Raw genomic sequence first — 25,523 nt, forward strand, 5'->3', positions numbered from 1 at the left:
TCCATCACTCCTTTTAATCTAAAACTTTTTTATTCTCCTTGCGTTTTTGTATTTTCTGCGCCTGTTCAGGAAGCGTTTCATAAAAATCTATGGCATCCTGAATTTCTCCGTCAAACAGGATTTTACCCTGTTTCAGCACAATTCCTCGTTCGCAAAAACTCTTCGCTACCTTTGTGGAGTGGGTTACAAATAAGAAAGTGGACTCACCTTCTCCAAGAATTTCTTTTATTTTTCGATTACATTTCAACCTAAAATCTTTATCACCTACGCTCAATGCCTCATCAACAATCAATATTTCTGGCTTTATGTTTGCATTGATAGCAAATCCCAGCCTGGCTTTCATACCACTGGAATAAGTTCTGACAGGCTGATCAATATAATCCCCCAGATCTGCAAATCTAACGATTTCCGGTTCCAACTCCCTTAACTCTGCATCCTCCATTCCAAGCAGCTGACCTCGAAAAAAGATGTTCTCTCTGCCAGTAAAATCAGGGTCAAAACCCGCTGTCAGTTCCAGCAATGCGCTAACTCTACCATCTACAACGATTTCTCCTCTTGTCGGGTAGGTAACACCCGTAATCATCTTTAAAAGGGTAGATTTTCCCGCACCATTACGTCCAAACAGAGCTACACTTTCTCCCTTTTCAATAGTAAACGAAACATCATCAATTGCGTTTTTTATCTTCGGCTTAATTTTCTTAAAAAAAATGGCCTTGAAACGCTGCTTGTCGTTTTTATATAATTTATATTGTTTTGTAACACTCTTAAACTCTATCGTTACTTTACTCATATTAACCACTTCCCCTACAATACATCCGGAATATCTTTGCGCAGCTTTTTGTATGCCCAGATTGCAAAGAATCCCATAACCGTATAAGCAATTACAAAATTTAACATCTCCTGCGGTGTTTCCCAAAACCACCTTTTATAGATAAAACAATTCCGGAATCCATTATCAATTAAAGTAATCGGATTGTAGAGCAAAACTGTTCTAAGCCAGCTAATTTCAATTGTATTAACATCATATAGAATTCCGCTCATCCAGAATAGTGCCGTTGTAAGCGCCTTAACCAGATTTAGAAAATCTCTGCTCATAGCTGATAGTACTCCGGCAAAAAGTCCCCATGCTGTAAAGAAAACAAACATCAATGCCATATAGAAGGGCAACTGAAAATAGTAAATATCTGGCATATATCCAAAAGCCATATAAATTAAAATTACTATAATAAGCAGTCCAATATGAACCACAAACAGAGATATGCTTACAAAGGTCGGTATCGTAGATATGGGAAATTTAATTTTTGTAATCAGATGCGTATGACGCCTAAGACAAGCCGAACCGCCCTGAATCATATCTTTCATATAAAACCATGGTATCATGCCTGCAATAAGCCATAAAAAGAAAGGATACCCTTCTACCGGATTTCCTTTTCTGAGGCCGATAGAAAACGCAAACCAAAACACAAAGATTTGAATTGCTGGTCGTATCATTGCCCACGACCAGCCGAGAGCTGCACCCTTATAAGTCTTAATAATTTCCGCTTTGGCAAGTTTGAATAATTGCTTCCGGTAATCATAATGGTCTTTTATTATCTCTTTTATCGTATTCACAAATTAACCTCTCATCAATTGATTGATTACAATTCCTCACTCCAAATTTTTTTGTATCATCATGCAAACAAAACAACGCTCTGCAAATTTTACATCAGTTGCCTTGCTCTAAACATGCACAACACACCATGAAGTCAAATAAACTGACGTTGATGTTATTTTCTCTACATATTCTCTGTAATTGAGCGGATAATAGTACATCTTTTTATTTAACTCGCTATGATAATTGTGAAGTAATCGCTAATCAACCCGTCATATATTGAAAACAGTTCCATTTTTTCAGCTAAAAATCATAATCCCACTACTGATATTCCGTATTAGTTTACCACAATTGTCCACCTTTGTAAATAATCACAGGTAGATTTCACAGGTTGCACACATGAAATAAATGAAGAGAGCCTGTCATCTGCCCTCTTCATCTCATGAACCATCTTATTCTACTGTAATCTCCACACTTTTGCCAGTAAAAGCTACGCCATGTTCCCCACTGGCTGCCTCACTAGTTTTATGTAGCCGGAAGGCTGAGCCCCGTGTATTGCACAGGACTCCTCGACCTGTTTTTTGATTCATATTTTTTCAATTAATCATCTAAATGGTCAATTGCATATTGTGCCTGTTTTGCAGTAAATTGCTCTCCATACTCAGAAACTAATTGGTCGTAAATCGCATCTTTCGACATACTCATCATATCCTGATATTCCCTTGCTTTAGCAAGAGCATTTGCTTTCCAATCAGCTTTTAAATTTTCCATTGCATATTCTGCGGCATCCTCAGAAAACTGCTCGCCATATTCGGAAACGAGCTGATCATAAATTGCTTTTTTAGACATATGCATTATTTCAGAGTAAGATTCAGCCTTTGCAAGAGCATTTTGGAATTCTTTAGAGACTTCAGGTTCCTTTTCTGCCTCTTCCTGAATAGGCTCTACAGGCTCTTTTTCTTCTACCGCCTGGTTAGAATTATTCTGAGTACTGTCGGTAGAATCGCCGCCACCGGCAGCACCGCCAATTCCAAGAAGCAAAACAATAATCAGAACAATAAACCAAGGTTTTTTATAAATCGGCTTCTTATTTTTTCCTCCGCATACTGGGCACACTTTTGCTGCCGCTGCGATATCTGCTCCGCAATGGCTGCATTTCATCATTTTCTCTTTCCTCATTTCTTTCTCCTTCTCATCATGTTTAAATTACCGAGTTATTGTTTCAAAATCTGTTTCTTCTCTGCCTCAAACTCTTCCTGCGTTAAAATTCCTTCGTCAAATAAAGCTTTCAATTCACGAAGCATATCAGCCTTTCCGGTTTTACGCTGATTCGATTCCGGTAATGTGCTCTGCACCGTATTCATCATCTGGTTACCTAGTGCAATACCAGTTCCAAGGCCGGCAAGTCCACCTTCTTGTTTAGAAGCATCCCGAATGGCTCGTGCCGTTTGATACTGAGTAAACGTACTCATATCCTTTTGAGCCATACCTATTCCGGACTGCTCGTCAATCATTTTTTCTACTTCCTCCGGAAGAGAAGCGCTTTCTATAATGATGTTGCTAAATTGAATTCCCAAAGACTCTGTTCTTTCATTCAATTTCTCCTGAATCACAGCCGAAAGTTTCCTATATTCTACTGCTAAGTCAAGGGCAGACATTGTTGTTTCCCCAATTACAACTGAAAAAGTCTCTGTTACCATAGAGGACAAATATCCTACAATATCATAGGTTTTGGTCATTCCCATAGCGCCAAATATTTCACGCATAAACTTGCTGACATCTATAATTCTAAAAGCAAATTTTCCAAATGCGCGGATGCGTACCATATTAAAGTCATTATCTCGCTTCATAATCGGGGTCTTTGTCGCCCACTTATTATCAATGAACTGTCTGGTACTTAAAAAATATAAATCCGCAATTACAGGAGACGTAAATAGATACGGAAATCCTTCTAGGGTTGACAACACCGGCATATTTCCCGTATTAAGAGAATATGTCCCCGGCGGCAAAATATCAGCTAGCTGTCCACCTTTCAGAAAAACTGCAATCTGCCCTTCTCGCACAATAACTTTTGAACCTTGCTTTAACTCATTGTTTCCACTTTTTCTTTGAAACTTTATAACGACAAGTTTGTTACTTTCGTCTACATACTCAATTACATCAAGAAATTGATCCTTTACAATATCGAATAATCTCATTTAATTTCTCTCATCATTGCAATCTAAATCCATATTTATCCCGAAACGAACCCCGTAGAATCTTCACAATATCATAAAACCATCCGAGACAGAGAATGCCACCGGTGAACAGATAAAGAAGCCCTATCTTGATATCACCAACATAAAATCTATGGACGCCAAGTATTCCAAAAAAAACACAAAGAAGTAGCGCTATCCTTATATCTTTATTACTACAGGTTCTGTAAGCATAATTTTGCGTATAATTTATTTCCAATAATTGCGCCAGTGTCGACTGTACCTTATCTTTCGTATGTCCGCAATAATCACATGTATCTGACTCCATCGGAGCTCCGCATAGCGGACAATTTTCATTCATAATTCTAACCTCTCTTAATATTCCATCCATCTTGTGTAATTTCTTACACAAGATTTCTTACAGCTTATAAAGCTATTCTAATACGGTTACACTATACATGTCAACTATTTTTTATAATCCGGAAAGGTGGTTTCTATGGATTACGAATTTGGAACAATTCACATTAAAGTGAACGATTTGATAAAAGAACGAAATCTCAGTAAAAACAAATTGAGCCATAGAGCCGATATGCAGCGTACGCAGCTGAACAAATACTGCAACAATCAAATTAGCAGACTTGATATCGATGTGCTGGCCCGCTTATGTACTGCCTTAGACTGCAAAATTGAGGATTTACTGGAGTTCGTTCCTCCAACAAAAGAATAAAGCTGTATTGCCTCGAAGATACGCCTTTACCTATAGTTTACACAAAAACGTTAGGGGATGTTGTGCTGACAGCACGAAAAATATGAGCGAAGAGGTCTGTCGCAGACTTTAACGCTCTTGATTCTGCACTGCCTTCCCCACGGTGAAATACATATTTTTAAAGAAAACCCCAAAAATATGCACATCAGTCTACATATTTTCGGGGTTTTTACGTTATATATGCATATTTGCCACTGTGAACGAATAATCTAATTGCTATTTCAGAGTTTTTTCAAAATAAAAATGCATATGTGGAGCAAAACCATCAGAAATATGCAGATTTCTTCAATACGCTATGCATATTTTTGGCTTTTTTTCCGGATATATGCACACGCCCCTTCTATAGTAGTCTCAGACCTTCAAAGGCTCTACACCGCACTGATCCAGCAGCAGGTTCACTTCCGTCACACTGCGGATTCCTTTGTTAATTGCCACAGCAATCCGCACGTCCCGTTCATCTTTGGGATACAACGGCGCGGCTTTTGCAATCTCAAGACCCCGCTGCGTCTGACTGTAGTTCATCTCTGCACCAATACAAAGAGCTATCACCTTATCCCTGCCGGGATTTTTCTTGTCACCATTTAAAATGTTATACACATAGTTGCGACTGATTCCGCTGGCGGCAACTACTTCTGACGTAGTCAGACCCTTTACTCCAATCATCCAGTTCAGGTATTCATAAAAATATGTAAACTCCCGTTCCTTATAGGCATCGATGAATTGATCCGCCTCGCTGCAGTCTTTCACTTGTTCTAATATCTTCGATAAGCCTCTCGTCGTCTTCTCACTCATAAACTTTTACTCCCGAAAATGCTATATGATATTCTTTTCAAATATGTTACAATACAATTAGATTAAATGCAAGCAGGAGAAATAGCATGACCCCAGAAAACCAACTGACACTTTCCTTTTACAAGGAAATTGCCGTAATCAGCAAAGACCACGATGTACATCTTGTCCAGCATGTTGAATCCGGAGAAATCTACATCAAAAAGCATGCGTCAATAGAATGCTTTCCCGTTTACGATACGCTTCAAAAATCTGCATTTCCATCGGTTCCCGAAATCATTGAGCTGATTCCCGATGCCGATTCCCTGACGATTATCGAGGAATACATCCACGGAAAAAATCTGGAACAAATTTTAGAGAAGCGTCTGTTTTCTGAAGAGGAAACCGCACATATCATCATCGACTTGTGTAAAATTTTAAAGCCCTTTCACGACCATTTTCCTAAAATCATTCATCGTGATATTAAACCTTCCAATCTTATTTTGGAAAAACACGGTCATCTGTATTTAATTGATTTTGACGCAGCAAAGACATACAATCCCAACAAAACAAAGGACACCGTACTGATGGGTACGGTGGATTATGCTGCTCCGGAACAATACGGCTTTCTGCAGTCCGACCAAAGAACGGATATCTACTCCATCGGCATTTTAATGAACAAAATGCTGACCGGAAGTCTCCCTTCCGAAACTCTGGCTGCCGGCCGTCTTGGAAAAATCATCCAGACCTGCACCGCATTAAATCCTGACGATCGCTACGCAAGCTGCGATCAGCTGGCGCAGGCATTAAAAAACAGCATCGTGCCGCCTGCTGCGGCTGTTCCTGTAAATACCTCAAATGCCGCAGTTGAACCGGCTCCCAAGAAAAAAACACCCCTGCAGCATTCTCTCGTCTTTCTCACAGGTGTATTCTTTACCTATGTCAGCATGACCACAGAATTTACCCAAGAGAATAATCAGCCTTTTACAGGATATTCCCTCTGGGTAAATCGAATCGGTTCTGCCATCGCCCTGCTGCTGTGCCTCATATACTACACCAATTATTTCAATTTGCGGAACCGATATCCTTGGAAAAAGAAATCCTCCGGCATACGTGAAGCCGGTCGCCTGCTCCTGGGAGGATTCCTTTGTTTTCTGATTCCGGTCGTTTTCGTCCTCTTCCTTGAATAACTTTACTTCGGCGACTTCGGATTAAACAGCACCGCTACGATATATCCGAAGGCAATCGCCACCGCAATTCCTGCGGAAGTCGCCTTTACTGCACCGGTGACAGCACCCAGAAATCCATCCTTTGCGCCTTCCATGGCGCCCTTTGCAAGTGCATAGCCAAATCCCGGCAACGGTGTTGTTGCGCCCTGGCTGGCAAGCTGCACAAGGGGTTCGTACAGATGAACTGCCTCAAGCAGTACACCTGCCACTACAAAGATGACTAAAATTCTCGGCGTAGTCAACTTTGTAGTATCCATGAGAATCTGTCCGATGACACAAATCGCGCCGCCGATTAAAAACGTATATATATAATCCATAATCTCATCCTCTCTAATCCTGCAAATCTTAGATCTTTAACATGTCGCCAAAGATACCGCGTGAGCAATCCCCGGAATGCTTTCGCCCTGAAAAGGACTGATGGTGGAAAGCATCGCTCCCGTTGAAATCAGCAGCACCCTGGAAAGCTCCCCGCAGCGCATTCTTCGCAAAATGTTTCCGCTGAAAACCGAAGCCGAGCAGCCGCAGCCGCTTCCGCCGCCATGGACATCCTGCTCTTCCCGATAGAAAAGCATCGTGCCGCAATCATCATACCGCTGATTCACAGCTGCCGGGTCAAGACCCGCGTCTTTCAGTAAATCCGCCGCGATATCCTTTCCGATATATCCCAAATCGCCAGTCAAAACTAAATCATAATAATCCAGCTTCCTGCCTGTATCTTCCAGATGATTGAGAATCGTGTCTACCGCAGCCGGCGCCATGGCGCTTCCCATCTGATTGGCGTCCTTTACCCCTGCATCGATAATTTTACCAATGGTACCGCAGTCAACCTTTATGTTTTTCAGAGAAACCGGCTCCGCAGCTTTCTTCCCGTCCAAAGCGCCGACTTGCGACAGGTCCGCCATCTTTTCGGATACCACCATTGCCCCTGCTGCAGTAGCAGTCCACTGCGCTGAAGGTGGTCTCTGATTGCCGTGCTCTACTGGCATACGAAACTGCCGCTCCGCCGTGCAAAAGTGACTGGACGCACCCACGATAATATTATGGGCAAAACCGCCGTCGGTGAGCATTGCTCCAAGAAGCAGAGACTCCGTCATCGTTGAACAGGCGCCGTAAAGTCCTAAAAACGGCAAATGTAAATCCCTTGCCATAAAAGATGAAGACATCAGCTGATTGAGAAGATCGCCGCTGAGTACCAGATCGATATCCTTTTTCTCTTTTCCCGATTTTTGCAGAGCCGCAAGCATTGCCTCTTTCAGCATCTTGCTTTCCGCCTTTTCCCAGGTCTTTTCGCCAAACATATCATCTTCTAAAATCATATCAAATGAATCGCGCAAAGGTCCTTCACCCTCTTTTTTTCCGACCACTGCCGCCGAACCTATGATATAAGGACAGGTATCAAATGTCACCGTCTGCTTTCCAATTTTCTTTTCTGCCATTTCTGCCTCCTCACAACCGTTTTTCAAACAATCTTTAAAACAATCCTATCATCCAGTAAATTACCCCGACCACTGTCGCCGCCGTAATCCCGCTTACCAGCACAGGTCCTGCTACACTGAAAAGTTTTGCGCCGACGCCCAGTACAAGTCCTTCTTTTTTATACTCGATTGCCGGTGCGACCATAGAATTGGCAAAACCACTAATGGGTACAATAACGCCTGCGCCAGCAAACTTTGCGATACTGTCAAAGATGCCAAAGCCCGTTAAAAGCTGCGCCAGCGCCACAATTCCGATGGTCACATAGGTGCCTGCATCTTTTTCCGAAAGCCCCTTGCTTACTAGCAGATTGCTGATATAAGAACCTGCTGTGCAAACTAGTCCGCCGACAATAAATGCCCGCATACAATTGGCAAAATAAGTTGGTTTCGGTGTGAACTGCTTAGAATATTTTTCATATGCTTTCGCTACATCTTTCTTTTGTACTTCTTTTTTCTCTGTGTTCTGTGCCATTTCGGTCACCTCCCATAAATCTTTCATTAGTATTTGGCAAAATCCAAATTTTATGCCATAATATTATTCGGAGGTAAAACCATGAAAAAAACAATTATTTTAGCTTCATCATCGCCAAGAAGAATCGAAATGATGCACAAACACGGCTATAATCCTACTATCATGCCTGCTGACATAGACGAAACTCTGCCAAAAAACATTTCTGCTAAAGATGCAGTCATGTTTCTAGCACTCAAAAAAGCCCTTTACGTAGAGCAAAAAGCTGCGCCAGGCAGTATCATCATCGCCGCAGACACGGTGGTTTATAAGGATGGAATTTTAGGAAAACCGGAAAACAGAAGCGATGCTGCCCGCATGCTCAGAAAAATAAAAAACACCAGCCATCAGGTCGCAACAGGCGTTGCGATTCTAATAGCCGGTGAATCTACTAGAAACGTATTTTATGATATAACGGAAGTCTTTTGCAAGGATTTTAACGACGATGAGCTTTCCGCCTATCTTGATACTGATGAGCCTTACGACAAAGCCGGAGCCTATGCCATTCAGGGAATCTTTGCAAAACACATCGATCACTGGAACGGCTCATTTGACACCGTAGTCGGATTTCCCTGGGAATTGATTCAGCTAAAGCTTAAAGAACTCCTTACTAGCGAAAATTAGTCGTTCTCTTGCGGGATATCCGCCACAATATTAATCCATTTACGATTTTTGAATCTTGGCAGTGATACAATTACTCTTCCAACATCGCCAATGGCAACAATGAGCATTGCAATAGGTAGGCTAACCTTCAGCACCAAAACCGAGAAAAACGCGAGAGGCACCTGCACCAGCAAGTTACAGATAATCTCAACTTTCATGCAGAACAAGGTATCTCCTCCAGCTCGTAGAGTTCCCACGATAAAAATATACCCTAGCATCTTCGGTGTCAGAGTAATTGCCATCGCAATCAGCGAATGCACCAACAAATCGTTGGTTTCACCATTGAAGTGATAAATGCCTGTCACCGGCCTTGCAACGAGTATCATCAAAATCGTCATAAAAACGTTAAGTATCATAACTACTTTAACGGCACGCTTTCCATTTTGGAAGGCTTCTTCTTTATTACCCTGCCCCAAAGTTTCTCCTATTAGCATTGCCGTTGCATTACCGACGCCAAAATATGCTGACTGGAGCAGTTCACAGATTACATTGGCAACCTGCGCCACAGCAAGAGCTGCTGTCCCCAGTTTTCCGTAAGCGGCAAAAATCAGCGTTACGGAAGCCGCCCAACTACACTCTGTAAAAACTACCGGAACAGCTGTTTTCATAACACGCATAAAATGAGATTTTTCAAAATTGAGCAGTGTTTTCAAGTTTGTCTTAAACGGATGAGATTTTCTCGTATAGACAAAGGTGACCAGCGCTGTAAACTCAAAAATTCTTGCAATTAAAGTTGCTACAGCAGCACCCTTTACACCGAGTTCCGGAAATCCGCAGACTCCGAAAATCAAAACGTAATTCAGTACCGCATTGATGCACAAGGCAACTGCATTGATTATTGTCGGCACTTTTAAATCCTGAATCGCTCTGGAATTATAGGATATGGCAGATGACATACCCGAAAATACATACGAAAAGCAAGCGATTCTAAGATAATCCACGCCAAGTTTAATCACCATTTCATCTTCAGAAAACATCTGTATCACATTTGGTGCAAAAACAAATGCTGCTACACTCACTACGAGTGCAAAAATGAAACCTACCGCATAGTCAATCCCCAGCATCCGCCGTACACCGGCAATATCCTTAGCTCCCCAGTACTGCGCAGTGTAAACTGCCGCTCCGCTGTAAAGACCAAAAAGCGTAACTGTATATACAAAATAAACCTGATTAGCAGCACCTACAGCAGCCAGTTCCTGTTCCCCTAGCATTCCAATCATCAGCGTGTCGATTAAGTTAAGGCCCAAGCTGATTAAGTTTTGAAATACCACCGGAATCCCGATTATGAGCATTTTTCGATAAAATCGTTTCTGCGCTGTCTGCACCGTCAATTCTGTCATAACCCTTCCTCCTCTATGAAAATTGCCCTCTACTTGCAAGGGGCTATACCTCTGCCAGCTTAGGGCAATCATCATTATATCACATTACAATTGAAAATCCAATCCATTGGGAGAAAGTTTTTGTAGGAGCCCTTAATCCTATAATAATCCTGGTGACCCATGAAAAGAGAAGGCAAAGTGAAAAGTCATAAAATGTTTCGATATGTTTTAGTGCAAACCTAGCCAACGGTAGATGCCAACTTCACGTCTTTATTTTGAATTCTTGCGCTGTTTGAGGTTTATTGTGCAATTCCCCACTTCCACACCTACATTATGCACAACTTCTTCTATAAGGAGTTGTGCATAACCTAATAAACAACATTCCTTTGCACAACTACTAAGGGATAAACGCGCTGCACTCTACCTATCACTGATTATCGTTGTGCAATACTGCCCAAACAATTCAACCTTGCACAACATTTTAAACGTAAATGTGATAGTTATTTCATCTATAATCCCACTACTCCAAAGAAGTTGTGCAAATCCTTAAATCCAAATCTCATCCACATAACTTTCCATAAGTCAAGTTGTGCAAACACGAAGTAAGTCCATGTAGCTGCACAACCATAAAACTACAAAAGTACCATTCAGAATAATGGTTTAAACATTTACACTATCGACTCGACTTCTCAGAAATCTACCAGCAAATTGCATTCAAAAAGAGGACGCATTTGCGTCCTCTTTTTATGCAATTTGGGTTAGGTCTCCCTATTTCGTAGTTGCGTCGTACAGCGCTTCTGCGTTTTCCCATTCAGCAATGATTTCTGGGATTACTTTGTACAGGTCGCCTACGATTGCGTAGTCAGCAACTTCCATGATCGGAGCGTCTGGATCCTTGTTGATTGCTACGATACAGCCGGAAGTCTGCATACCAGCAAGGTGCTGGATGGCGCCGGAAATACCGCAAGCAAAGTAAATTTCAGGTTTAACTGTAGTACCAGTCTGACCTACCTGGTGGGAGTGGTCAATCCAGCCAGCATCTACAGCAGCACGGGAAGAGCCAACAACACCGCCAACTTTGTCAGCGAACTGCTTCATCAGTTCAAAACCAGAAGCATCACCCAGACCACGTCCGCCGGAGCAGATAATCTTAGCATCAGTCAGAGATACCATTTCCTTCATGGATTTAACGATATCTTTGATTTCGATTCTGACATCTTCCTTGCTAATTTCTGGTTTAACGTTTACGATTTCACCAGTAGCACCAGCCTGTCTTTCCTGCTTCTGCATTACGCCAGGTCTTACTGTGGACATCTGCGGTCTGGTCTTAGGGCAGATGATGGTAGCCATCAGGTTACCGCCGAATGCCGGACGAGTCTGCTTGATTCCAGTGGATGGATCGTTAGGATCCAGAGTGGAAGTATCTAATGTAGTATTAGCTTTTGCAAATTCGATGTACTTGGAAACTTTAACGTCCAAGTGTGTACAGTCAGCAGTCAGACCAGTGTTGCATCTTGCAGCAATACGAGGTGCAAAGTCACGACCAATGTGAGTAGCGCCGTACAGAACGATTTCCGGTTTGTATTCATCGATTAACTGCTTCATAACCTTAGTGTAACCGTCAGTTGTGAAGTTTTCAAGAAGTGGGTCCTGAACCATATATACTTTTTCAGCGCCGTATTCGAAACATTCCTGTGCCAGGTGGTCGATGTTGTTACCAATCAGTACAGCACAGATCTGTGTATCTTCGCTGATGTCTTTTGCTAATTTCTTACCTTCGCCCAGTAATTCCAGTGCCACGTTCTGAATTTTGCCCTGTCTCTGTTCAGCAAATACCCAGATGTGCTTGTAAGCGGAAAGGTCAACCTTTTCAGCTTCAGGAGCAGCTTCAATCGCGTCGAAGTTACATTTAGCGATACAAGCGTTACAGTTTGTGCACTTTCCTTCGTCTACAACAGCAATTCTGTCAACGATCTTCAGAGCGTCAAACGGACAAGCTTTTGCGCAAAGGGAACATCCTTTACATTTATCATTAATGATTTTAATAGCCATTATTATTCCTCCTTCAGATTAGATGATGTGCTTACCCTTCAGCTGGATCAGCAGGTTCTTTGCCTGTTCGTTTTCGGAATCTCCGTTAACGATCTGGCCAGGAGCCTTCGGAGCCGGTGTGAAGGATCTGAATACGTTAGTAGGGGAAGCTTCCAGACCAACTTTAGTCAGGTCAACTTCGATGTCCTTTGCATTCCAAACTTTGATATCTTTCTCTGCGAAGATACCAGCCATGTTCATGTATCTTGGCTCGTTCAGTTCTTTAATCGCTGTCAGCATGCAAGGAGTCTTAATGCCGATCAGTTCATAACCATCTTCCATCTGTCTCTTTACTGTGATGTCTTTCATGTTGTCAGCGATTTCAAATTCTTCAACATATGTAACCTGCGGCAGGTCTAATTTTTCGGCAATCTGAGGACCTACCTGTGCGGTATCTCCGTCGATAGCCTGACGACCAGCAAAAATCAGGTCAGCAGGACCGTTTTCTTTTTCCCATTTTTTGATTGCAGCTTCCAGCGTGTTGGAAGTAGCCCATGTATCGGAACCGCCAACTGCTCTGTCGGAAACCAGAATACCTTCGTCAGCACCTTTTGCAATACATTCAAACAGAAGGTCAGAAGCCTGAGGAGGTCCCATGGATACTACGGTGATTGTTACATCGTCATATTTATCCTTAATCTTTAATGCTTCTTCTAAAGCGTTAGCATCGTCGTGGTTTAAGATGCTTGGAACGCCGTCTCTGATAAGAGTACCAGTTTTAGGGTTAATTTTGATAACATTAGTATCTGGTACCTGCTTTGCGCATACGATAATCTTAAATGCCATTTCTATTTCCTCCTACTATCTTATTTCTTGAAAGTGTTCGCAGCGATTACCATTCTCTGAACTTCAGAAGTTCCTTCGTAGATTTCAGTAATCTTCGCGTCTCTCATCATTCTTTCTACCGGATAATCCTTGGTGTATCCGTATCCGCCGTGGTACTGTACACACTTAGTAGTTACTTCCATGGCAGTTTCAGCAGCGAACAACTTAGCCATTGCAGCAGCTTCTCCGTATGCCATGTGCTTATCCTTCATGTCAGCAGCTCTGTAGATTAACAGTCTTGCAGCTTCAATCTTAGTCTTCAAATCAGCCATAGCAAACTGCAGTGCCTGCATCTGAGACAGCTTCTTGCCGAACTGCTTTCTTGCGTTCATGTATTCAACTGTAACGTCGAATGCGCCCTGTGCGATACCCAGAGCCTGGGAAGCGATACCGATACGACCGCCGTCCAGTGTGGACATTGCAACTTTGAATCCTTCGCCAACCTGACCCAGCAGTCTGTCTTCAGGAATTACGCAGTTCTGGAAAATAAGTTCAGTAGTGGAAGATGCGCAGATACCCATCTTGTCTTCAGTCTTACCGATGGAGAAACCTTCGTCGCCTTTTTCAACGATGAATGCAGAAATACCGTGGTTTCCTTTTTTCTTGTCGGTCATAGCCATTACAACGAAAACGTCAGCATATCCACCATTGGTGATGAATACTTTCGCACCGTTTAAAATCCATTTACCATCAACCAGTTCAGCTCTAGTCTGCTGTCCGGATGCGTCTGTACCTGCGTTAGGTTCTGTCAGACCGAAAGCGCCTAACTTCTTGCCGGATAACAGGTCTGGCAGGTATTTTCTCTTCTGGTCTTCGTTACCCCAGTTAAAAATCGGCCAGCAGCACAGAGAAGTATGTGCAGAACAGATAACGCCTGTGGATGCACAAACTCTGGATAATTCTTCTACAGTGATTGCATAGGAGATGTGATCTCCGCCTGCTCCACCGTACTCAGTTGGGAATGGAACGCCCAGCATGCCGTACTTTGCCATTTTTTCTACAGTTTCCACTGGGAATCTGTGTTCCTGGTCAATTTCTGCAGCTAATGGTTCAACTTCGTTAGTGGCGAATTCTCTTACCATTTTTCTTACGAATTCTTGTTCCTTCGTTAGTTGAAAGTTCATGTAAATGCCTCCTTAAATTATAATAACGGTCCTTCCCTTTCGGAAGGAGTATTTAACCGTATCAGACTATGCTGTTTTTGTTTGTTATAAAAATAACAGCATACATATATAGTAAACCACTTTTCAGCGATTTTTGCAAGCGTTTTTCGCATTTATTGCGACAAATTGTCGAAAGAAAAAGGTGAGTTATTTTCGACTCACTTGCAAATTTTTACTCTGCCATTTTTTGTCTTATCTCTGTCAGGGCTCTCTTTTCAATTCTTGAAACCTGCACCTGTGAAATCCCCATAATTCTTGCAATTTCCTGCTGCGTCATATCCTTATAATACCGCAGTACGAGCACCTGTCGTTCACGCATGGGCAGATGTTCGATTTCTTTCTTAATCATAATGCTATCCAAGTTGTTTTCCGGCGAACTCTGTCTGTAATATGTGTTATATTCTTCCTCTACCGGCTGACTGTCAAGGCTGACCACATTAGAAAGTGCTGTTGCAGCCTCCATAACTTCTAAGACCCGTTCTGTGGAAACCCCCATAAATTCAGCAATCTGGCTCAGTTTCGGCTGTTTTCCGTCTTTACCACAAAGAGTTTCCTGTGCTTTTTTTAGCGCATAGATTTCCGACTTCAAGCTCCGACTTGCCTTAATTCTCCCATTGTCCCGAAAAAAACGTTTCAATTCCCCCATGATGATTGGAACAGCGTAGGTAGAAAACATCACGTTAAACTCCGGCTGAAATTTATTGACTGCCTTTAAAAGCCCAATATACCCGATTTGAATCAGATCCTCTGCTTCGTACTCAGAGGTCGTAAACTTCAGCGCCATCTTTTTTACAAGCCCTGTATTTTGCTCGCACAGCAAACTCAAAGCTTCTTCGTCACCATTCTGCGCTTTTTTAATCAGTTCATATGTATCGGCTTTTGGAATCGGCACGTATTTATATGCCATGGTAAACGTCCAGATACTTAATCAAAGTCACCGCTGTTCCCTTGCCCGGCTCTGACTCTACAAAAACTTTGTCCGTAAAACTTTCCATCACGGTAAAGCCCATACCACTCATTTCCTTTTCTTCCTCTGTAGAAAACATCGGTTCCATAGCTTTTTTTACATCGGGTATTCCTTTACCAAAATCAGCAATTTTAATAAAAATTTTATCTCGGTCGATAGTCTTAAATTCCATGACAATCTTTCCCTCGCCCTTTCGCTGATATCCGTGAATCACTGCATTGCTTACGGCTTCAGATACTGCAGTTTTAATCTCTGTCAGCTCTTCTACGGTAGGATCAAGCTGCGCCGCATAGGAAGCTGCAATCGCTCTGGCAAAACCCTGATTTTGCGGCATTGCCTCAAACTCTATCGTTACAAAATTACTCTCCATCTTCTTCCTCCTCTTCCTTATATTCCATCAATGTAAAAATTCCCGACATGTCGAGAATTTGCTTTACCAGCTTGTTTGCACTGCGAATGGTTACAGTCCCTCCATTTTTTTTCAGTTTTTTATATCGCCCCAGCACCACGCCGATTCCGGAACTGTCCATAAAAGTTACACCTTTAAAGTCAAAAACCAGATGCTTTACTTCGTACAGTTCCAGCTCTTTATCTATATCTTCTCTAATTTTATCACAGACATGGTGGTCAATTTCTCCGCAAAGTTCTGCCACCAGCATACTGTCTTTTAAATGAAACATTGTATCCATATAAAAACCCCCTTTCCTCTATTATAATTCTGACTTAGCGTCTTGTCTTTAAGAGAAAAAGGGGGAATCTTACTAATTTTGTCGAATCTGTACAACTTCGGCTGATGCCACTGCCGCATCAACCAATGCGTCTACATCCAGATGACTTTCCGATTCCAAAATACGTTCCAGTTTTGGTTTTGTTGTCGGATGCTTAGGCAGGAATACGGTACAGCAGTCTTCATATGGCTGAATGGATGTTTCAAAGGTGCCAATTTCTTCGGCTTTATCCATGATATCAACTTTGTCCATGGCTATGAGCGGTCTCATCACTGGCATCTTCACGCAGGCATCGGTCACCACCAGCGCCTCTGCAGTCTGGCTTGCCACCTGCCCCAGATTTTCGCCAGTAATCAGCATCATGGCGCGATTCTTTTCGGCAATCTTTTCAGCAATGCGCATCATAAAGCGACGCACCAAAATAGTGGTTTCTTCTTCCGGACAGTTCTGTACAATCTGCTCCTGAATCGGTAGCAGATTAATCACATGCATTTTAAAATTTCCGCAGTAGGATGCCACAATGCGCGCCAGATCTTCTACTTTTTCCTGGGCACGCTGGCTGGTGTACGGATAGGAATGGAAATGCACCGCCTCGATGACCATGCCTCGCTTTGCCATCATCCACGCCGCTACCGGGCTGTCAATTCCGCCGGAAAGCAGCACCATGCCTTTGCCGTTAGTGCCAAGAGGAAGCCCTCCAAAGCCAGCGATTTTCTGCTGATAAATATAAGATTTATCATGACGTACATCAACAAAAAGATGAACGTCCGGATTGTGCACATCTACTTTTAGCACCCTGCAGCCAATCAGCACCTTTGCACCGATGATTCTGCCGATATCCGGCGACTTGACCGGGAAATTTTTATCTGCACGTTTAGCCTCTACTTTAAAGGTCTTGACGCCTTTGGTCTCAATCAGTTCCATCATGTATTTGACAGCCTCTTCACCGATTGCATCAAGATTGCTCGGTGCCTCCACAGCCGGGCTGATAGATGCCACACCGAAAACCTTTGAAATCTGTTTGATCAGTTGTTCCTTGTCGTATTTTTTATCTGCTCTGACGAAGATTAGACCTTCATGTCGTCTCACATCTACCGCATCAAATTCCTTTAGATTTTTTCGAATCCGATCTACCAGCATTCGCTCAAAATACGGCTTATTCATACCTTTTAAAGCCACTTCACCGCAACGGACAATAAAAATATTCTGTTCGTTCATTTTCTTTCCCTTCTACTATCTCATAATTCATTACGCTGTTGTGCAGATTAATTGCTTCTCCATCGATTTGCACAACTCTGGAACCTGTTATATACGCAGGGTTGTGCAGACATCATTTGATTACCATGTCTTGCACAACTTAGTTGTGTAGATTAGCTGCGTCCTGCTTCAGTTTGCACAACCCACCTAATTTCTGTCTTCACAAGGTTGTGCACACACACTTCAAATTTCCTATTTTGCACAACCTTGTTGTGCAGATTGACCTATTTCGCGCTGATTTACACAGCTTTCATTCAACTGTATCCGCAAAGTTGTGCAAATACCTTTCGAATAGTCCTTTTGGCACAACCTTCCATTAAAACTGCAAACTTTACTAATTCTTCGCAGCAAACTATTATCTAAAACTGCCCAGTCTCCTAAAGCGGCTTACAGCGTTTTTCACTTTATCAATTACGTAGTCCATTTCTTCTATGGTGTTAAATTCATTGAAACTGAAACGAATCGCACCTTCAATTTCTTTATCCGTAAGACCCATAGCAGAAAGCACATGACTGCGCCCTTTTTTATTGGAAGAACAGGCTGACCCTGTGGATACATAGATATCGTCCTGCTCCAGTGTGTGCAGCAAAACTTCGCCCCGGGTTCCCAGAAATGAAATGTTCAGCACGCTTACCGCGCCATCATCCGGGCTGTTAATTTTGATATCAGGCACCTGATCTAAAAGCCCTGCAAGCAGGTGTTCTCTGGCTTTTCCCATAGTTCTAACACGTTCAGCAAATGTTTTCTGAGAAATCTCCACGGCCTCGCCAAATCCCAGTATGGCGGGCACATTTTCTGTTCCCGAACGCATATGCCTTTCCTGACCACCGCCTACAACAAAAGCCGGCACTCGAATCCCTTTCCGCACATAAAGCGCGCCAATCCCCTTTGGGCCATGAATTTTGTGTCCGCTGACAGAAATCAAATCAGCGCCAGTATGTTCCAGAGAAATTTTCCCATAGGCCTGCACTGCGTCTGTGTGCAGCAACGCATTTTCCTTTATCTTTGCGATTTCCTCTATGGGCATAATCGTTCCTGTTTCATTGTTGACTGCCATAATCGAAATCAGAATCGTGTCCTCGTTGATGGCAGCATGCAGTTCTTCCATATTCAAACGGCACTTATCGTCCACGCCGATGTATTCCACCTGAAAGCCCTCTGCTTCAAGCGCCTTACAGCTTTCCATCACGGCAGGATGTTCCACCTTAGTTGTAATGATTTTTTTGCCTGTCCGTTTTCTTGCGCGAGCAACACCAAAAAGTGCGGTGTTATCACTTTCTGTTCCTCCCGATGTAAAAAATACTTCGTCTTCCTTTGCCCCCAGTGAATCCGCTACCGTTTTGCGGCTTTGTCGCATCTGCTTTTCTGCCGCAAGTCCCAGTTTATGCAGGGAAGACGGATTCCCATAGTTTTCTTCCATGGAAGTTTTCATCACTTCCGTCACCCGTTCATACTGACGAGTGGTCGCACTGTTATCCAAATAAACAAACATTCTTTTCTCCTATATGCTCAAATGATTGTATTAATCCATTTTTTTCCAAGATATCGCTTGTATTCGACAATTGCCTTTACCAGATTTCCGCCGGATGCTACCAGAATGCAGAGATGCAGCGGCAGTTTAAATACCAGTACGCTGATATACGCCAACGCCACCTCAATGCCTAAATTGCAGACAAGCTCTACCACCATACAGAAAAAGGTATCTCCTCCGGCGCGCAAAATACCGGACTGTACCGCATAGGACGCCATTCTTGGTATCAAAGTAAATGCAAAGACTCCCAAAGAAAGCATTAACATCTGTGTTGTCTCTGCGTCAAAATCGTAAATTACAGCAATCGGTCTTCGCAGCAGCAAAATCAGCACGCACATGATTGCGTTAAGTCCCCACTGGATTACCATATATTTCTTAGAATTTTCATAGGCTTCTTCCCCTTTCCCTTGCCCAAGCGTTGCACCTATCAGCGCTGCATTTGCATTACCCACACCAAAAGATGCACACTGACAAAGATTGCAGAGAACCTGACTGACCTGAATGACCGCCAACGCCTGCGCACTAATTTTGCCGTATGCCGCAAAGGTCAAGCTGACCCCAAGAGACCAGCCTCCTTCACTGATGACTACTGGCAGTGCCGTCTTCATCACCGACTTTACAAAATCCATGGTAAAGCTGGTAAAGTCCTTAATTCGCCCATGAAACGGGTGATTCTTATCCACACACAGATATGTAATTAACGCAGTCAGCTCAAAAACTCTCGCAATCAGTGTAGCAAGAGCTGCCCCCTTTACTCCCATGGCACTAAAACCACCATGACCGTAAATCATCAGATAGTTGAGCACAGTATTGGTCAAAATACTGCACACATTAATGATAGTCGGAACCTTTAGTGACTGAACCGATCTGGAGTTAAACGCAATAGCATAGCTGACGCCTACCGTCAAATAGGTCAATGCCGTAATTCTGATGTACTGGGTGCCAAGAGCAATTACCTGCGGATCATCTGCGAAAAAAGAGATAACCTCAGGTGCTGCGACAACCACTGCAATCACCGTAGGAATACCCATTACCAAACAAAGAATTACATCCATGCCGACAATCCCTCGAATACTCTTAAAGTCCCTAACGCCGAAATACTGCGCCAGTGGCACTGCCGCCCCGCTAAACAGCCCAAATAGAATCATAGAATAAATTCCAAAGACCTGATTCGCAGAACCTACCGCCGCAAGCGGTAACGGCCCCAGTTTTCCAATCATAATATTGTCCACTAAATTCAAGCTTACGGAAATAATTTGCTGCAGCACAATTGGCATTGCCAGCAGCAAAAGTCGTTTATAGTAATTGGGTTCCGTTTGTTTTATCATTTATTTTTTGTCCTTCTTTCCTCGCAAAAGTATAACTATGCATGCCATCCTATGAGAAAATTATCACCTATGCATAAAACCTTCTCATGAAAGAACTCCCCATCGGAAATGGGGAGTTATACTTGCGATATTACTTAGCGTAGTCGATTGCTCTTGTTTCTCTAACCACATTGACTTTAATCTGCCCTGGATATTCCAGTTCAGATTCAATCTTCTTGGAAACTTCCCTGGCCAGCAAGACAATATCATCATCGTTCATTTCTTCCGGTTTTGCAATAATACGGATTTCTCTGCCCGCCTGAATTGCAAAAGACTTGTCTACACCAGGCGTAGTATTCGCGATTTCTTCCAGCTTTTCAAGACGTTTGATATATGCGTCTAAGGTTTCTCTTCTCGCACCAGGTCTTGCTGCAGAAAGCGCATCAGCAGCAGCAATCAATACTGCTTCCATACTCTTAGGTTCATAATCCCCGTGATGAGCAGCCATGCCGTTGATTACCGCCTCAGACTCCTTATATTTCTTTAAAATCTGAATGCCGATATCGACATGGGTGCCTTCATACTCGTGGTCAAGAGATTTGCCTATGTCGTGAAGCAATCCTGCACGCTTGGCCAGCTTTGGATCAAGACCAAGCTCTCCTGCCATGAGCCCCGCCAAATGTGCAACTTCCACAGAATGTTTTAACACATTCTGCCCATAAGAAGTTCTGTATTTCAGTCTTCCCAGAAGCTTCACAAGTTCTCCATGGAGGTTGTGAATTCCAACTTCAAAGGTTGCCTGTTCACCTTCTTCTTTGATGATTGAATTGACTTCTCTCTCAGCTTTGTCCACCATTTCTTCAATTCTGGCAGGATGAATTCGACCATCGACGATGAGCTTTTCCAGTGCGATTCTTGCAATCTCACGTCTTACTGGATCAAATCCGGAAATGATAACTGCCTCCGGTGTATCGTCAATAATCAAATCTACACCGGTCAGTGTTTCGATCGCTCTGATGTTTCTTCCTTCACGACCGATAATTCTGCCCTTCATTTCGTCGTTTGGCAGAGAAACTACAGAAACTGTACTTTCTGCAACATGATCTGCCGCACATCTTTGAATTGCTCCAGTAATGATTTCTTTGGCTTTCTTGTCCGCATCTTCCTTTGCCTTAGACTCGATATCCTTAATCATCAAAGAAGCGTCATGTCTGACATCCTTCTCAATTTCGTCCAAAAGCAAAGCTTTCGCTTCTTCAGCAGTCAGACCGGAAATCTTTTCTAATTCCTCAATCTGTCTTGCTACAAAACCTTCTAACTCTTGTTTCTTTTCTAAGATTTCTTTCTCGTGTTTAGTAATGCTTTCTTCTCTTTTTTCGATGTTTTCCAGTTTTCTGTCAACTGACTCTTCTTTCTGAATCAACCTTCTTTCAGAGCGCTGTATCTCAGCTCTTCTCTCTTTTGCCTCTCGCTCAATGTCTGTTCGCATGCGATGAGCTTCTTCTTTTGCTTCTAATGTAATCTCTTTCTTAATCGTTTCGGATTTATTCTCAGCGTCCAGAATCAAATTTCTTGCTTTCTGTTCTGCACTGCCGATGGCCTTTTCCCCGATATTTTTTCTCAGGATATAGCCTACTAATATTCCGAGCGCAAGTACTGCTACACAGATAATAATCCATATAATTGGAGACATTAAAGCACCTCCTTCTTTTTTTAATTTTTCTTCAAGTCTCTTCTAAAGTCGTCTTATATTTTCAAGGTTTTCAATAAAAAATTTCGCATTACGTAATTAAATCTTGATATATTCGCACAACATATATTATAATGTTGTAATCGGCATAATGTCAAGAACAAGAGGGGAAAACTATGAACTATTTTTCAAATTTAATTAAAAATATCGATAAAGTCATCATCGGAGTTGTTGTTCTGCTTGCCGGACTCAGCATTTTGATGATTGGAAGTACCCAAATCAGCAGTGGATTTATATCCCGAGAAGTGGTGGTACAGTGCATTGCCTACTTCATTGGATTTATAGGTGTTGTCATAATTTTAAACTTTAACTATAATATGTTCGCTGGGATGGAAAAGTATCTCTACGTGCTGTCGCTGCTACTTCTTCTCTCAGTATACATACCGGGACTTGGTATGGAGCAGTTCGGCGCTCGTTCCTGGATTAACCTGGGGGTAACTACCATCCAGCCGTCAGAATTTGTTAAGCTTTTATTTATTCTTATTATGGCAGGCTATCTCAACGAGCACAAAGATGACTTATATAACTTCAAAGGTCTTCTGAAGGCTGGCATTGTGGCTGCGCCTATTATCATTATCGTGCTGAAAGAGGATTTAGGAAGCGCCTTAGTATTCTCTTTCACCTGGGTAGCCATGATTTTCTTTGCAGGTATCAATCTGAAAGTCTTCGGAAAGTTTTTTGCTCTGGTTCTTGCGGCCGTTCCTGTTGCCTATGTCTTTATGGCAGACTATCAGAAAGAGCGTATCGAAGCCTTTCTTCACCCGGATAATCTGAATCTGTCCGGCAACTGGCAGGTATGGCAGTCCAAAGTTGCTATCGGTTCTGGTGGTGTCTTCGGAAAAGGTCTTTTCAATGGTACGCAGAAAGAACTGGATTTTATCCCAGTACAGACCTCTGACTTTATCTTCTCTGTAATCGGCGAAGAACTGGGACTGATTGGAGGACTTGCTGTTATCGGATTATTTACAATTTTAATGGTTCGCATGGCAGGTATTGTCAGAGACGCTTTAGACTTTTACGGCGCCCTGGTGGTTGCCGGTGTCATCGGCATGTTTGCATTCCAAATCTTTGAAAACATCGCCATGACCATGGGGCTTATGCCAGTAACCGGTATTACCCTGCCGTTGCTCAGCGCAGGTGGTTCATCCATCATGAGTAATATGTTCGCCATCGGTCTGGTATTAGATGTGGGTATGCGCAGTAAGGGGATTAATTTTTAATCAAGCGTGAACAACTAAAGCAAAATTGATTCAGTTGCACGCTTTGATTATATCGTCTTTCTCTATGATTAACTATAACCGACAGTAAAAGAGACACCCTTAAGTTGGCAAAGCTAGGGTGTCTCTTCTGTTAGTAATGTGAAGGTATATAAAATTTGACCTGATTGCAAAATTTTTTAAAGTCCTTTTTCCATATAGAACTCGTCGATTGCCTCATAGAATGCGTCAATACATTCCCAACTTGCATTTGGTCCGATATCACAGCCTGAGGAAATTACAAAGTTAGGATACTTATGACAACTCTCCATTACAGCTTTCGTGTTTTCTTTCATTGATTCTGCCGTACCGAAACAGAACTGGTTTGCCGGATCAATGTTGCCCATTACCAGCTTGTCAGCGGGCAGCAGCGGGCAAATATCTGCCATATTGATAACATTGCCAAAATGATAGCCCTCTGCATTAATATCAATCAGCTGGTCGGCAATCTTCGTAACATTGCCGCCGCAATTATGGAAGATTACTACAAATTCTTCATCCTGTACAGCCTCTACAATCTGCTTGCAGTAAGGTGTTACAAATTTCTTGCTTAGCTTTGGTGAAAGCAGTCCCATCATCGGTTCAGCCATAACAAATCCACCTGCATTGGTCTGTTCCTTATAAGCAAGAGCATATTTAGTAATGAATTCCGTGCACTTCTCCATTACGATGGTCACCATTTCAGGCTCTTTCATACACGCCATCATCATCTCAGTCATACCAATCAATCTTCCAGCCATAGTATATGGACCAGCAATGCCCGCAAGCACAGGTCTGTCAGTAATCATCTCAGCAGCCTTCTTTGTTGCATCAATAAACAGCTGTGTGCGGCCTGCTCCAATTTCAGGCACTTTCATATTTTCGGCGTCAGCTTTTGTCTTAATCAGTTCACCCAGAGTTGCCGGAACATCATTTTCTGGTACTCTGACCTCAGCACCACAAGCTTCTGCCTCTACTGTCAAATCCATCATGCTAGTTGCTACTAAAGACGGGGTTCTTTCTGTCAGGAATTTCATTCCATCTGCCTGAATCTGCGCATCTGTAACAAGCTGTTTCACTGTTGCGCCTGTCAGCTGTACGGATGGAAAGGTAAGTACTGGTGCACCTTGCTTTCTAGGATTGGCAATTACACTTTCCTTCCATTCTTTCATATTTCTTTTTGCCATTCTCTTTCCCTCCTACTATTCTACATAATCGAGCTTCATTTGTAAAGACTATATCTTTTATAAGACTATGTCTACTACAGGAACAATTCTATCATAAGTGCCGCTCTTGTTCTAAGAAATTTTACAGAAATAATGGTAAATTCAATTCTTCTATAAAAAAAGTGCATAGGTACCCAAACGCACCTGTGCACTTTATCATGCTATTTTTTACTCATACAAGTTCTGACTGCTGCTTTTCAATTCTCTCTACGATATGTTCAAAATTTTCTTCGATATAGGTATCTTCCTTTAATACAATCGGAATCCCCAAATTCATAGAAATTTGAATATTTTCATCAAACTGGATGAGACCCGCAAAAGGAGGCTGCAGCATGGAGGTAATCTCTCGAAGTCGCGGCATATAACCTGCGCTCATCATTTCTGCAACTACCTTATTAAGAATAACAAAACGCTCTTTTATTCCCAGCTTCAGAAGCTGACGATCCACTGCATCTGCATCTCGAAGAGCCGAATACTCTGGTGTAGTCACGATAATAGCTGTATCCGCACCTGCAGAGGACAGAACCAGACCATCGTCAATACCAGAAGGCGCATCAATAATCACATAATCATAGGTATTTTTTAACTTTTCGCAAAGCACCTTCATATGAAGCGGTGTCAGCGTGCCATCATCTCTGGTCGGTGATGCAGCCATCAGATATAAATCATCAAACCTCTTATCTCGAATCAAAGCCTGTTTGATGCGGCAGACTCCTGTCAGAACATCGTAAACATCATACACTACGTTGTTCTCCAGGCCAAAATATAGGTCAAGATTTCGGAGTCCTAAATCCAGATCCAGAATCACCACTTTTGCCCCTCCCTTTGCCAGTGTCGCGCCAAAGTTAACGGCAAACATAGATTTTCCGGTTCCGCCCTTTCCTGATGCAATTAAAAATGCTTTGCCCATTTCGTCCTCCAATTAAATC

26 protein-coding genes are annotated in these 25,523 nt (G+C 42.6%); 4 read left to right on the forward strand and 22 right to left on the reverse strand.

From position 1 onward, the window contains the following. Window positions 1-13 precede the first annotated feature (13 nt). The 5 genes from D1151_RS05300 to D1151_RS17325 all read right to left on the reverse strand — a co-directional run bounded on the left by D1151_RS05300 (window position 14) and on the right by D1151_RS17325 (window position 4,177). Entirely contained in the window at window positions 14-790 is a 777-nt protein-coding gene (locus tag D1151_RS05300) for an ABC transporter ATP-binding protein (RefSeq protein ID WP_160201262.1), read from the reverse strand. Window positions 791-804: 14 nt separating this feature from the next. Continuing rightward, window positions 805-1,611 carry an ABC transporter permease gene (locus D1151_RS05305; protein ID WP_160201263.1) on the reverse strand — a complete coding sequence of 269 codons (807 nt, stop codon included), beginning with the start codon at window positions 1,609-1,611 and terminating at the stop codon, window positions 805-807. A 580-nt stretch (window positions 1,612-2,191) separates the two neighbouring features. Then, window positions 2,192-2,770, reverse strand: a complete 579-nt coding sequence (locus tag D1151_RS05310) for an Ltp family lipoprotein (RefSeq protein WP_201759529.1) — start codon at window positions 2,768-2,770, stop codon at window positions 2,192-2,194. 35 nt (window positions 2,771-2,805) lie between these two features. Continuing rightward, a complete protein-coding gene (locus tag D1151_RS05315; protein ID WP_160201312.1) occupies window positions 2,806-3,789 on the reverse strand; it encodes an SPFH domain-containing protein in 984 nt (327 codons plus the stop codon). Between the two features lie 13 nt (window positions 3,790-3,802). Then, on the reverse strand, window positions 3,803-4,177 hold the full coding sequence (locus tag D1151_RS17325) for a TM2 domain-containing protein (protein ID WP_202620386.1): 375 nt from the start codon (window positions 4,175-4,177) through the stop codon (window positions 3,803-3,805). Window positions 4,178-4,282: 105 nt separating this feature from the next. Between D1151_RS17325 and D1151_RS05325 the strand changes: the two genes are divergently transcribed. After that, a complete protein-coding gene (locus D1151_RS05325) occupies window positions 4,283-4,513 on the forward strand; it encodes a helix-turn-helix transcriptional regulator (protein ID WP_160201264.1) in 231 nt (76 codons plus the stop codon). 390 nt (window positions 4,514-4,903) lie between these two features. On the opposite strand, the gene D1151_RS05330 is transcribed toward D1151_RS05325, so the two are convergent. After that, the gene (locus D1151_RS05330) at window positions 4,904-5,344 is read right to left on the reverse strand and encodes a helix-turn-helix transcriptional regulator (RefSeq protein ID WP_161908220.1); all 441 of its coding nucleotides are present in this window, start codon (window positions 5,342-5,344) and stop codon (window positions 4,904-4,906) included. Between the two features lie 86 nt (window positions 5,345-5,430). On the opposite strand from D1151_RS05330, the gene D1151_RS05335 reads away from it, so the two are divergent. Then, entirely contained in the window at window positions 5,431-6,510 is a 1,080-nt protein-coding gene (locus tag D1151_RS05335; RefSeq protein WP_161908221.1) for a serine/threonine-protein kinase, read from the forward strand. A 2-nt stretch (window positions 6,511-6,512) separates the two neighbouring features. Here the strand turns inward: D1151_RS05335 and spoVAE are convergent, their stop codons facing one another. Genes spoVAE through spoVAC form a run of 3 tightly spaced genes read right to left on the reverse strand, consistent with a single transcriptional unit; the run spans window position 6,513 to window position 8,496 of the window. Beyond that, window positions 6,513-6,866, reverse strand: a complete 354-nt coding sequence (gene spoVAE / locus D1151_RS05340) for a stage V sporulation protein AE (protein ID WP_160201267.1) — start codon at window positions 6,864-6,866, stop codon at window positions 6,513-6,515. 36 nt (window positions 6,867-6,902) lie between these two features. Continuing rightward, window positions 6,903-7,985, reverse strand: a complete 1,083-nt coding sequence (spoVAD, locus tag D1151_RS05345; RefSeq protein ID WP_161908222.1) for a stage V sporulation protein AD — start codon at window positions 7,983-7,985, stop codon at window positions 6,903-6,905. A 34-nt stretch (window positions 7,986-8,019) separates the two neighbouring features. Next, a complete protein-coding gene (gene spoVAC, locus D1151_RS05350) occupies window positions 8,020-8,496 on the reverse strand; it encodes a stage V sporulation protein AC (protein WP_161908223.1) in 477 nt (158 codons plus the stop codon). A gap of 81 nt (window positions 8,497-8,577) precedes the next feature. On the opposite strand from spoVAC, the gene D1151_RS05355 reads away from it, so the two are divergent. Further along, complete coding sequence (locus D1151_RS05355) at window positions 8,578-9,156, forward strand: nucleoside triphosphate pyrophosphatase (protein WP_161908224.1); 579 nt, start codon at window positions 8,578-8,580, stop codon at window positions 9,154-9,156. On the opposite strand, the gene D1151_RS05360 is transcribed toward D1151_RS05355, so the two are convergent. The 11 genes from D1151_RS05360 to rny all read right to left on the reverse strand — a co-directional run bounded on the left by D1151_RS05360 (window position 9,153) and on the right by rny (window position 22,076). Continuing rightward, window positions 9,153-10,535, reverse strand: a complete 1,383-nt coding sequence (locus tag D1151_RS05360) for an MATE family efflux transporter (protein ID WP_161908225.1) — start codon at window positions 10,533-10,535, stop codon at window positions 9,153-9,155. The two genes, D1151_RS05355 and D1151_RS05360, sit on opposite strands and share 4 nt — an antisense overlap. A 747-nt stretch (window positions 10,536-11,282) precedes the next feature. Beyond that, window positions 11,283-12,566 (reverse strand): electron transfer flavoprotein subunit alpha, encoded by a 1,284-nt coding sequence (locus D1151_RS05365; RefSeq protein ID WP_160201271.1) that lies wholly within the window; start codon window positions 12,564-12,566, stop codon window positions 11,283-11,285. 18 nt (window positions 12,567-12,584) lie between these two features. Next, on the reverse strand, window positions 12,585-13,391 hold the full coding sequence (locus D1151_RS05370) for an electron transfer flavoprotein subunit beta/FixA family protein (protein WP_160201272.1): 807 nt from the start codon (window positions 13,389-13,391) through the stop codon (window positions 12,585-12,587). 20 nt (window positions 13,392-13,411) lie between these two features. After that, window positions 13,412-14,554 (reverse strand): acyl-CoA dehydrogenase, encoded by a 1,143-nt coding sequence (locus D1151_RS05375; protein ID WP_161908226.1) that lies wholly within the window; start codon window positions 14,552-14,554, stop codon window positions 13,412-13,414. 211 nt (window positions 14,555-14,765) lie between these two features. Continuing rightward, window positions 14,766-15,500 carry a sigma-70 family RNA polymerase sigma factor gene (locus tag D1151_RS05380; protein ID WP_160201274.1) on the reverse strand — a complete coding sequence of 245 codons (735 nt, stop codon included), beginning with the start codon at window positions 15,498-15,500 and terminating at the stop codon, window positions 14,766-14,768. Continuing rightward, window positions 15,490-15,930, reverse strand: coding sequence for an anti-sigma F factor (spoIIAB, locus tag D1151_RS05385; RefSeq protein ID WP_160201275.1), 441 nt, complete (start codon window positions 15,928-15,930; stop codon window positions 15,490-15,492). Before spoIIAB ends, D1151_RS05380 begins: the two co-directional genes overlap by 11 nt. After that, the gene (gene spoIIAA, locus D1151_RS05390) at window positions 15,920-16,249 is read right to left on the reverse strand and encodes an anti-sigma F factor antagonist (protein ID WP_160201276.1); all 330 of its coding nucleotides are present in this window, start codon (window positions 16,247-16,249) and stop codon (window positions 15,920-15,922) included. Before spoIIAA ends, spoIIAB begins: the two co-directional genes overlap by 11 nt. Window positions 16,250-16,321: 72 nt before the next feature. Further along, a complete protein-coding gene (gene thiI / locus D1151_RS05395; protein ID WP_161908227.1) occupies window positions 16,322-17,506 on the reverse strand; it encodes a tRNA uracil 4-sulfurtransferase ThiI in 1,185 nt (394 codons plus the stop codon). A 394-nt stretch (window positions 17,507-17,900) separates the two neighbouring features. Continuing rightward, window positions 17,901-19,037: a cysteine desulfurase family protein gene (locus D1151_RS05400; protein WP_161908228.1), complete on the reverse strand. Its 1,137-nt coding sequence runs from the start codon at window positions 19,035-19,037 to the stop codon at window positions 17,901-17,903. 17 nt (window positions 19,038-19,054) lie between these two features. After that, window positions 19,055-20,404 (reverse strand): MATE family efflux transporter, encoded by a 1,350-nt coding sequence (locus tag D1151_RS05405; RefSeq protein WP_161908229.1) that lies wholly within the window; start codon window positions 20,402-20,404, stop codon window positions 19,055-19,057. Between the two features lie 130 nt (window positions 20,405-20,534). Then, window positions 20,535-22,076, reverse strand: a complete 1,542-nt coding sequence (rny, locus tag D1151_RS05410; protein WP_160201280.1) for a ribonuclease Y — start codon at window positions 22,074-22,076, stop codon at window positions 20,535-20,537. A gap of 173 nt (window positions 22,077-22,249) precedes the next feature. Between rny and D1151_RS05415 the strand changes: the two genes are divergently transcribed. Continuing rightward, window positions 22,250-23,353, forward strand: coding sequence for an FtsW/RodA/SpoVE family cell cycle protein (locus tag D1151_RS05415; protein ID WP_161908230.1), 1,104 nt, complete (start codon window positions 22,250-22,252; stop codon window positions 23,351-23,353). Window positions 23,354-23,529: 176 nt separating this feature from the next. Here the strand turns inward: D1151_RS05415 and D1151_RS05420 are convergent, their stop codons facing one another. Then, entirely contained in the window at window positions 23,530-24,555 is a 1,026-nt protein-coding gene (locus D1151_RS05420; RefSeq protein ID WP_161908231.1) for a uroporphyrinogen decarboxylase family protein, read from the reverse strand. Window positions 24,556-24,766: 211 nt separating this feature from the next. After that, window positions 24,767-25,504, reverse strand: coding sequence for a septum site-determining protein MinD (gene minD / locus D1151_RS05425; RefSeq protein ID WP_161908232.1), 738 nt, complete (start codon window positions 25,502-25,504; stop codon window positions 24,767-24,769). Window positions 25,505-25,523 lie beyond the last annotated feature (19 nt).

This window comes from Emergencia sp. 1XD21-10 (genome assembly GCF_009936045.1).
Taxonomy (GTDB): domain Bacteria; phylum Bacillota; class Clostridia; order Peptostreptococcales; family Anaerovoracaceae; genus Senimuribacter; species Senimuribacter intestinalis.

Excerpts from the sequence above, each read along its gene's own strand:
- D1151_RS05300 (WP_160201262.1), bottom strand. The coding sequence starts at position 790 with ATGAGTAAAGTAACGATAGAGTTTAAGAGTGTTACAAAACAATATAAA.
- D1151_RS05310 (WP_201759529.1), bottom strand. The coding sequence starts at position 2,770 with ATGAGGAAAGAGAAAATGATGAAATGCAGCCATTGCGGAGCAGATATC.
- D1151_RS05315 (WP_160201312.1), bottom strand. The coding sequence starts at position 3,789 with ATGAGATTATTCGATATTGTAAAGGATCAATTTCTTGATGTAATTGAG.
- D1151_RS17325 (WP_202620386.1), bottom strand. The coding sequence starts at position 4,177 with ATGGATGGAATATTAAGAGAGGTTAGAATTATGAATGAAAATTGTCCG.
- D1151_RS05325 (WP_160201264.1), top strand. The coding sequence starts at position 4,283 with ATGGATTACGAATTTGGAACAATTCACATTAAAGTGAACGATTTGATA.
- D1151_RS05330 (WP_161908220.1), bottom strand. The coding sequence starts at position 5,344 with ATGAGTGAGAAGACGACGAGAGGCTTATCGAAGATATTAGAACAAGTG.
- D1151_RS05335 (WP_161908221.1), top strand. The coding sequence starts at position 5,431 with ATGACCCCAGAAAACCAACTGACACTTTCCTTTTACAAGGAAATTGCC.
- spoVAE (WP_160201267.1), bottom strand. The coding sequence starts at position 6,866 with ATGGATTATATATATACGTTTTTAATCGGCGGCGCGATTTGTGTCATC.
- spoVAD (WP_161908222.1), bottom strand. The coding sequence starts at position 7,985 with ATGGCAGAAAAGAAAATTGGAAAGCAGACGGTGACATTTGATACCTGT.
- spoVAC (WP_161908223.1), bottom strand. The coding sequence starts at position 8,496 with ATGGCACAGAACACAGAGAAAAAAGAAGTACAAAAGAAAGATGTAGCG.
- D1151_RS05355 (WP_161908224.1), top strand. The coding sequence starts at position 8,578 with ATGAAAAAAACAATTATTTTAGCTTCATCATCGCCAAGAAGAATCGAA.
- D1151_RS05360 (WP_161908225.1), bottom strand. The coding sequence starts at position 10,535 with ATGACAGAATTGACGGTGCAGACAGCGCAGAAACGATTTTATCGAAAA.
- D1151_RS05365 (WP_160201271.1), bottom strand. The coding sequence starts at position 12,566 with ATGGCTATTAAAATCATTAATGATAAATGTAAAGGATGTTCCCTTTGC.
- D1151_RS05370 (WP_160201272.1), bottom strand. The coding sequence starts at position 13,391 with ATGGCATTTAAGATTATCGTATGCGCAAAGCAGGTACCAGATACTAAT.
- D1151_RS05375 (WP_161908226.1), bottom strand. The coding sequence starts at position 14,554 with ATGAACTTTCAACTAACGAAGGAACAAGAATTCGTAAGAAAAATGGTA.
- D1151_RS05380 (WP_160201274.1), bottom strand. The coding sequence starts at position 15,500 with ATGGCATATAAATACGTGCCGATTCCAAAAGCCGATACATATGAACTG.
- spoIIAB (WP_160201275.1), bottom strand. The coding sequence starts at position 15,930 with ATGGAGAGTAATTTTGTAACGATAGAGTTTGAGGCAATGCCGCAAAAT.
- spoIIAA (WP_160201276.1), bottom strand. The coding sequence starts at position 16,249 with ATGGATACAATGTTTCATTTAAAAGACAGTATGCTGGTGGCAGAACTT.
- thiI (WP_161908227.1), bottom strand. The coding sequence starts at position 17,506 with ATGAACGAACAGAATATTTTTATTGTCCGTTGCGGTGAAGTGGCTTTA.
- D1151_RS05400 (WP_161908228.1), bottom strand. The coding sequence starts at position 19,037 with ATGTTTGTTTATTTGGATAACAGTGCGACCACTCGTCAGTATGAACGG.
- D1151_RS05405 (WP_161908229.1), bottom strand. The coding sequence starts at position 20,404 with ATGATAAAACAAACGGAACCCAATTACTATAAACGACTTTTGCTGCTG.
- rny (WP_160201280.1), bottom strand. The coding sequence starts at position 22,076 with ATGTCTCCAATTATATGGATTATTATCTGTGTAGCAGTACTTGCGCTC.
- D1151_RS05415 (WP_161908230.1), top strand. The coding sequence starts at position 22,250 with ATGAACTATTTTTCAAATTTAATTAAAAATATCGATAAAGTCATCATC.
- D1151_RS05420 (WP_161908231.1), bottom strand. The coding sequence starts at position 24,555 with ATGGCAAAAAGAAATATGAAAGAATGGAAGGAAAGTGTAATTGCCAAT.
- minD (WP_161908232.1), bottom strand. The coding sequence starts at position 25,504 with ATGGGCAAAGCATTTTTAATTGCATCAGGAAAGGGCGGAACCGGAAAA.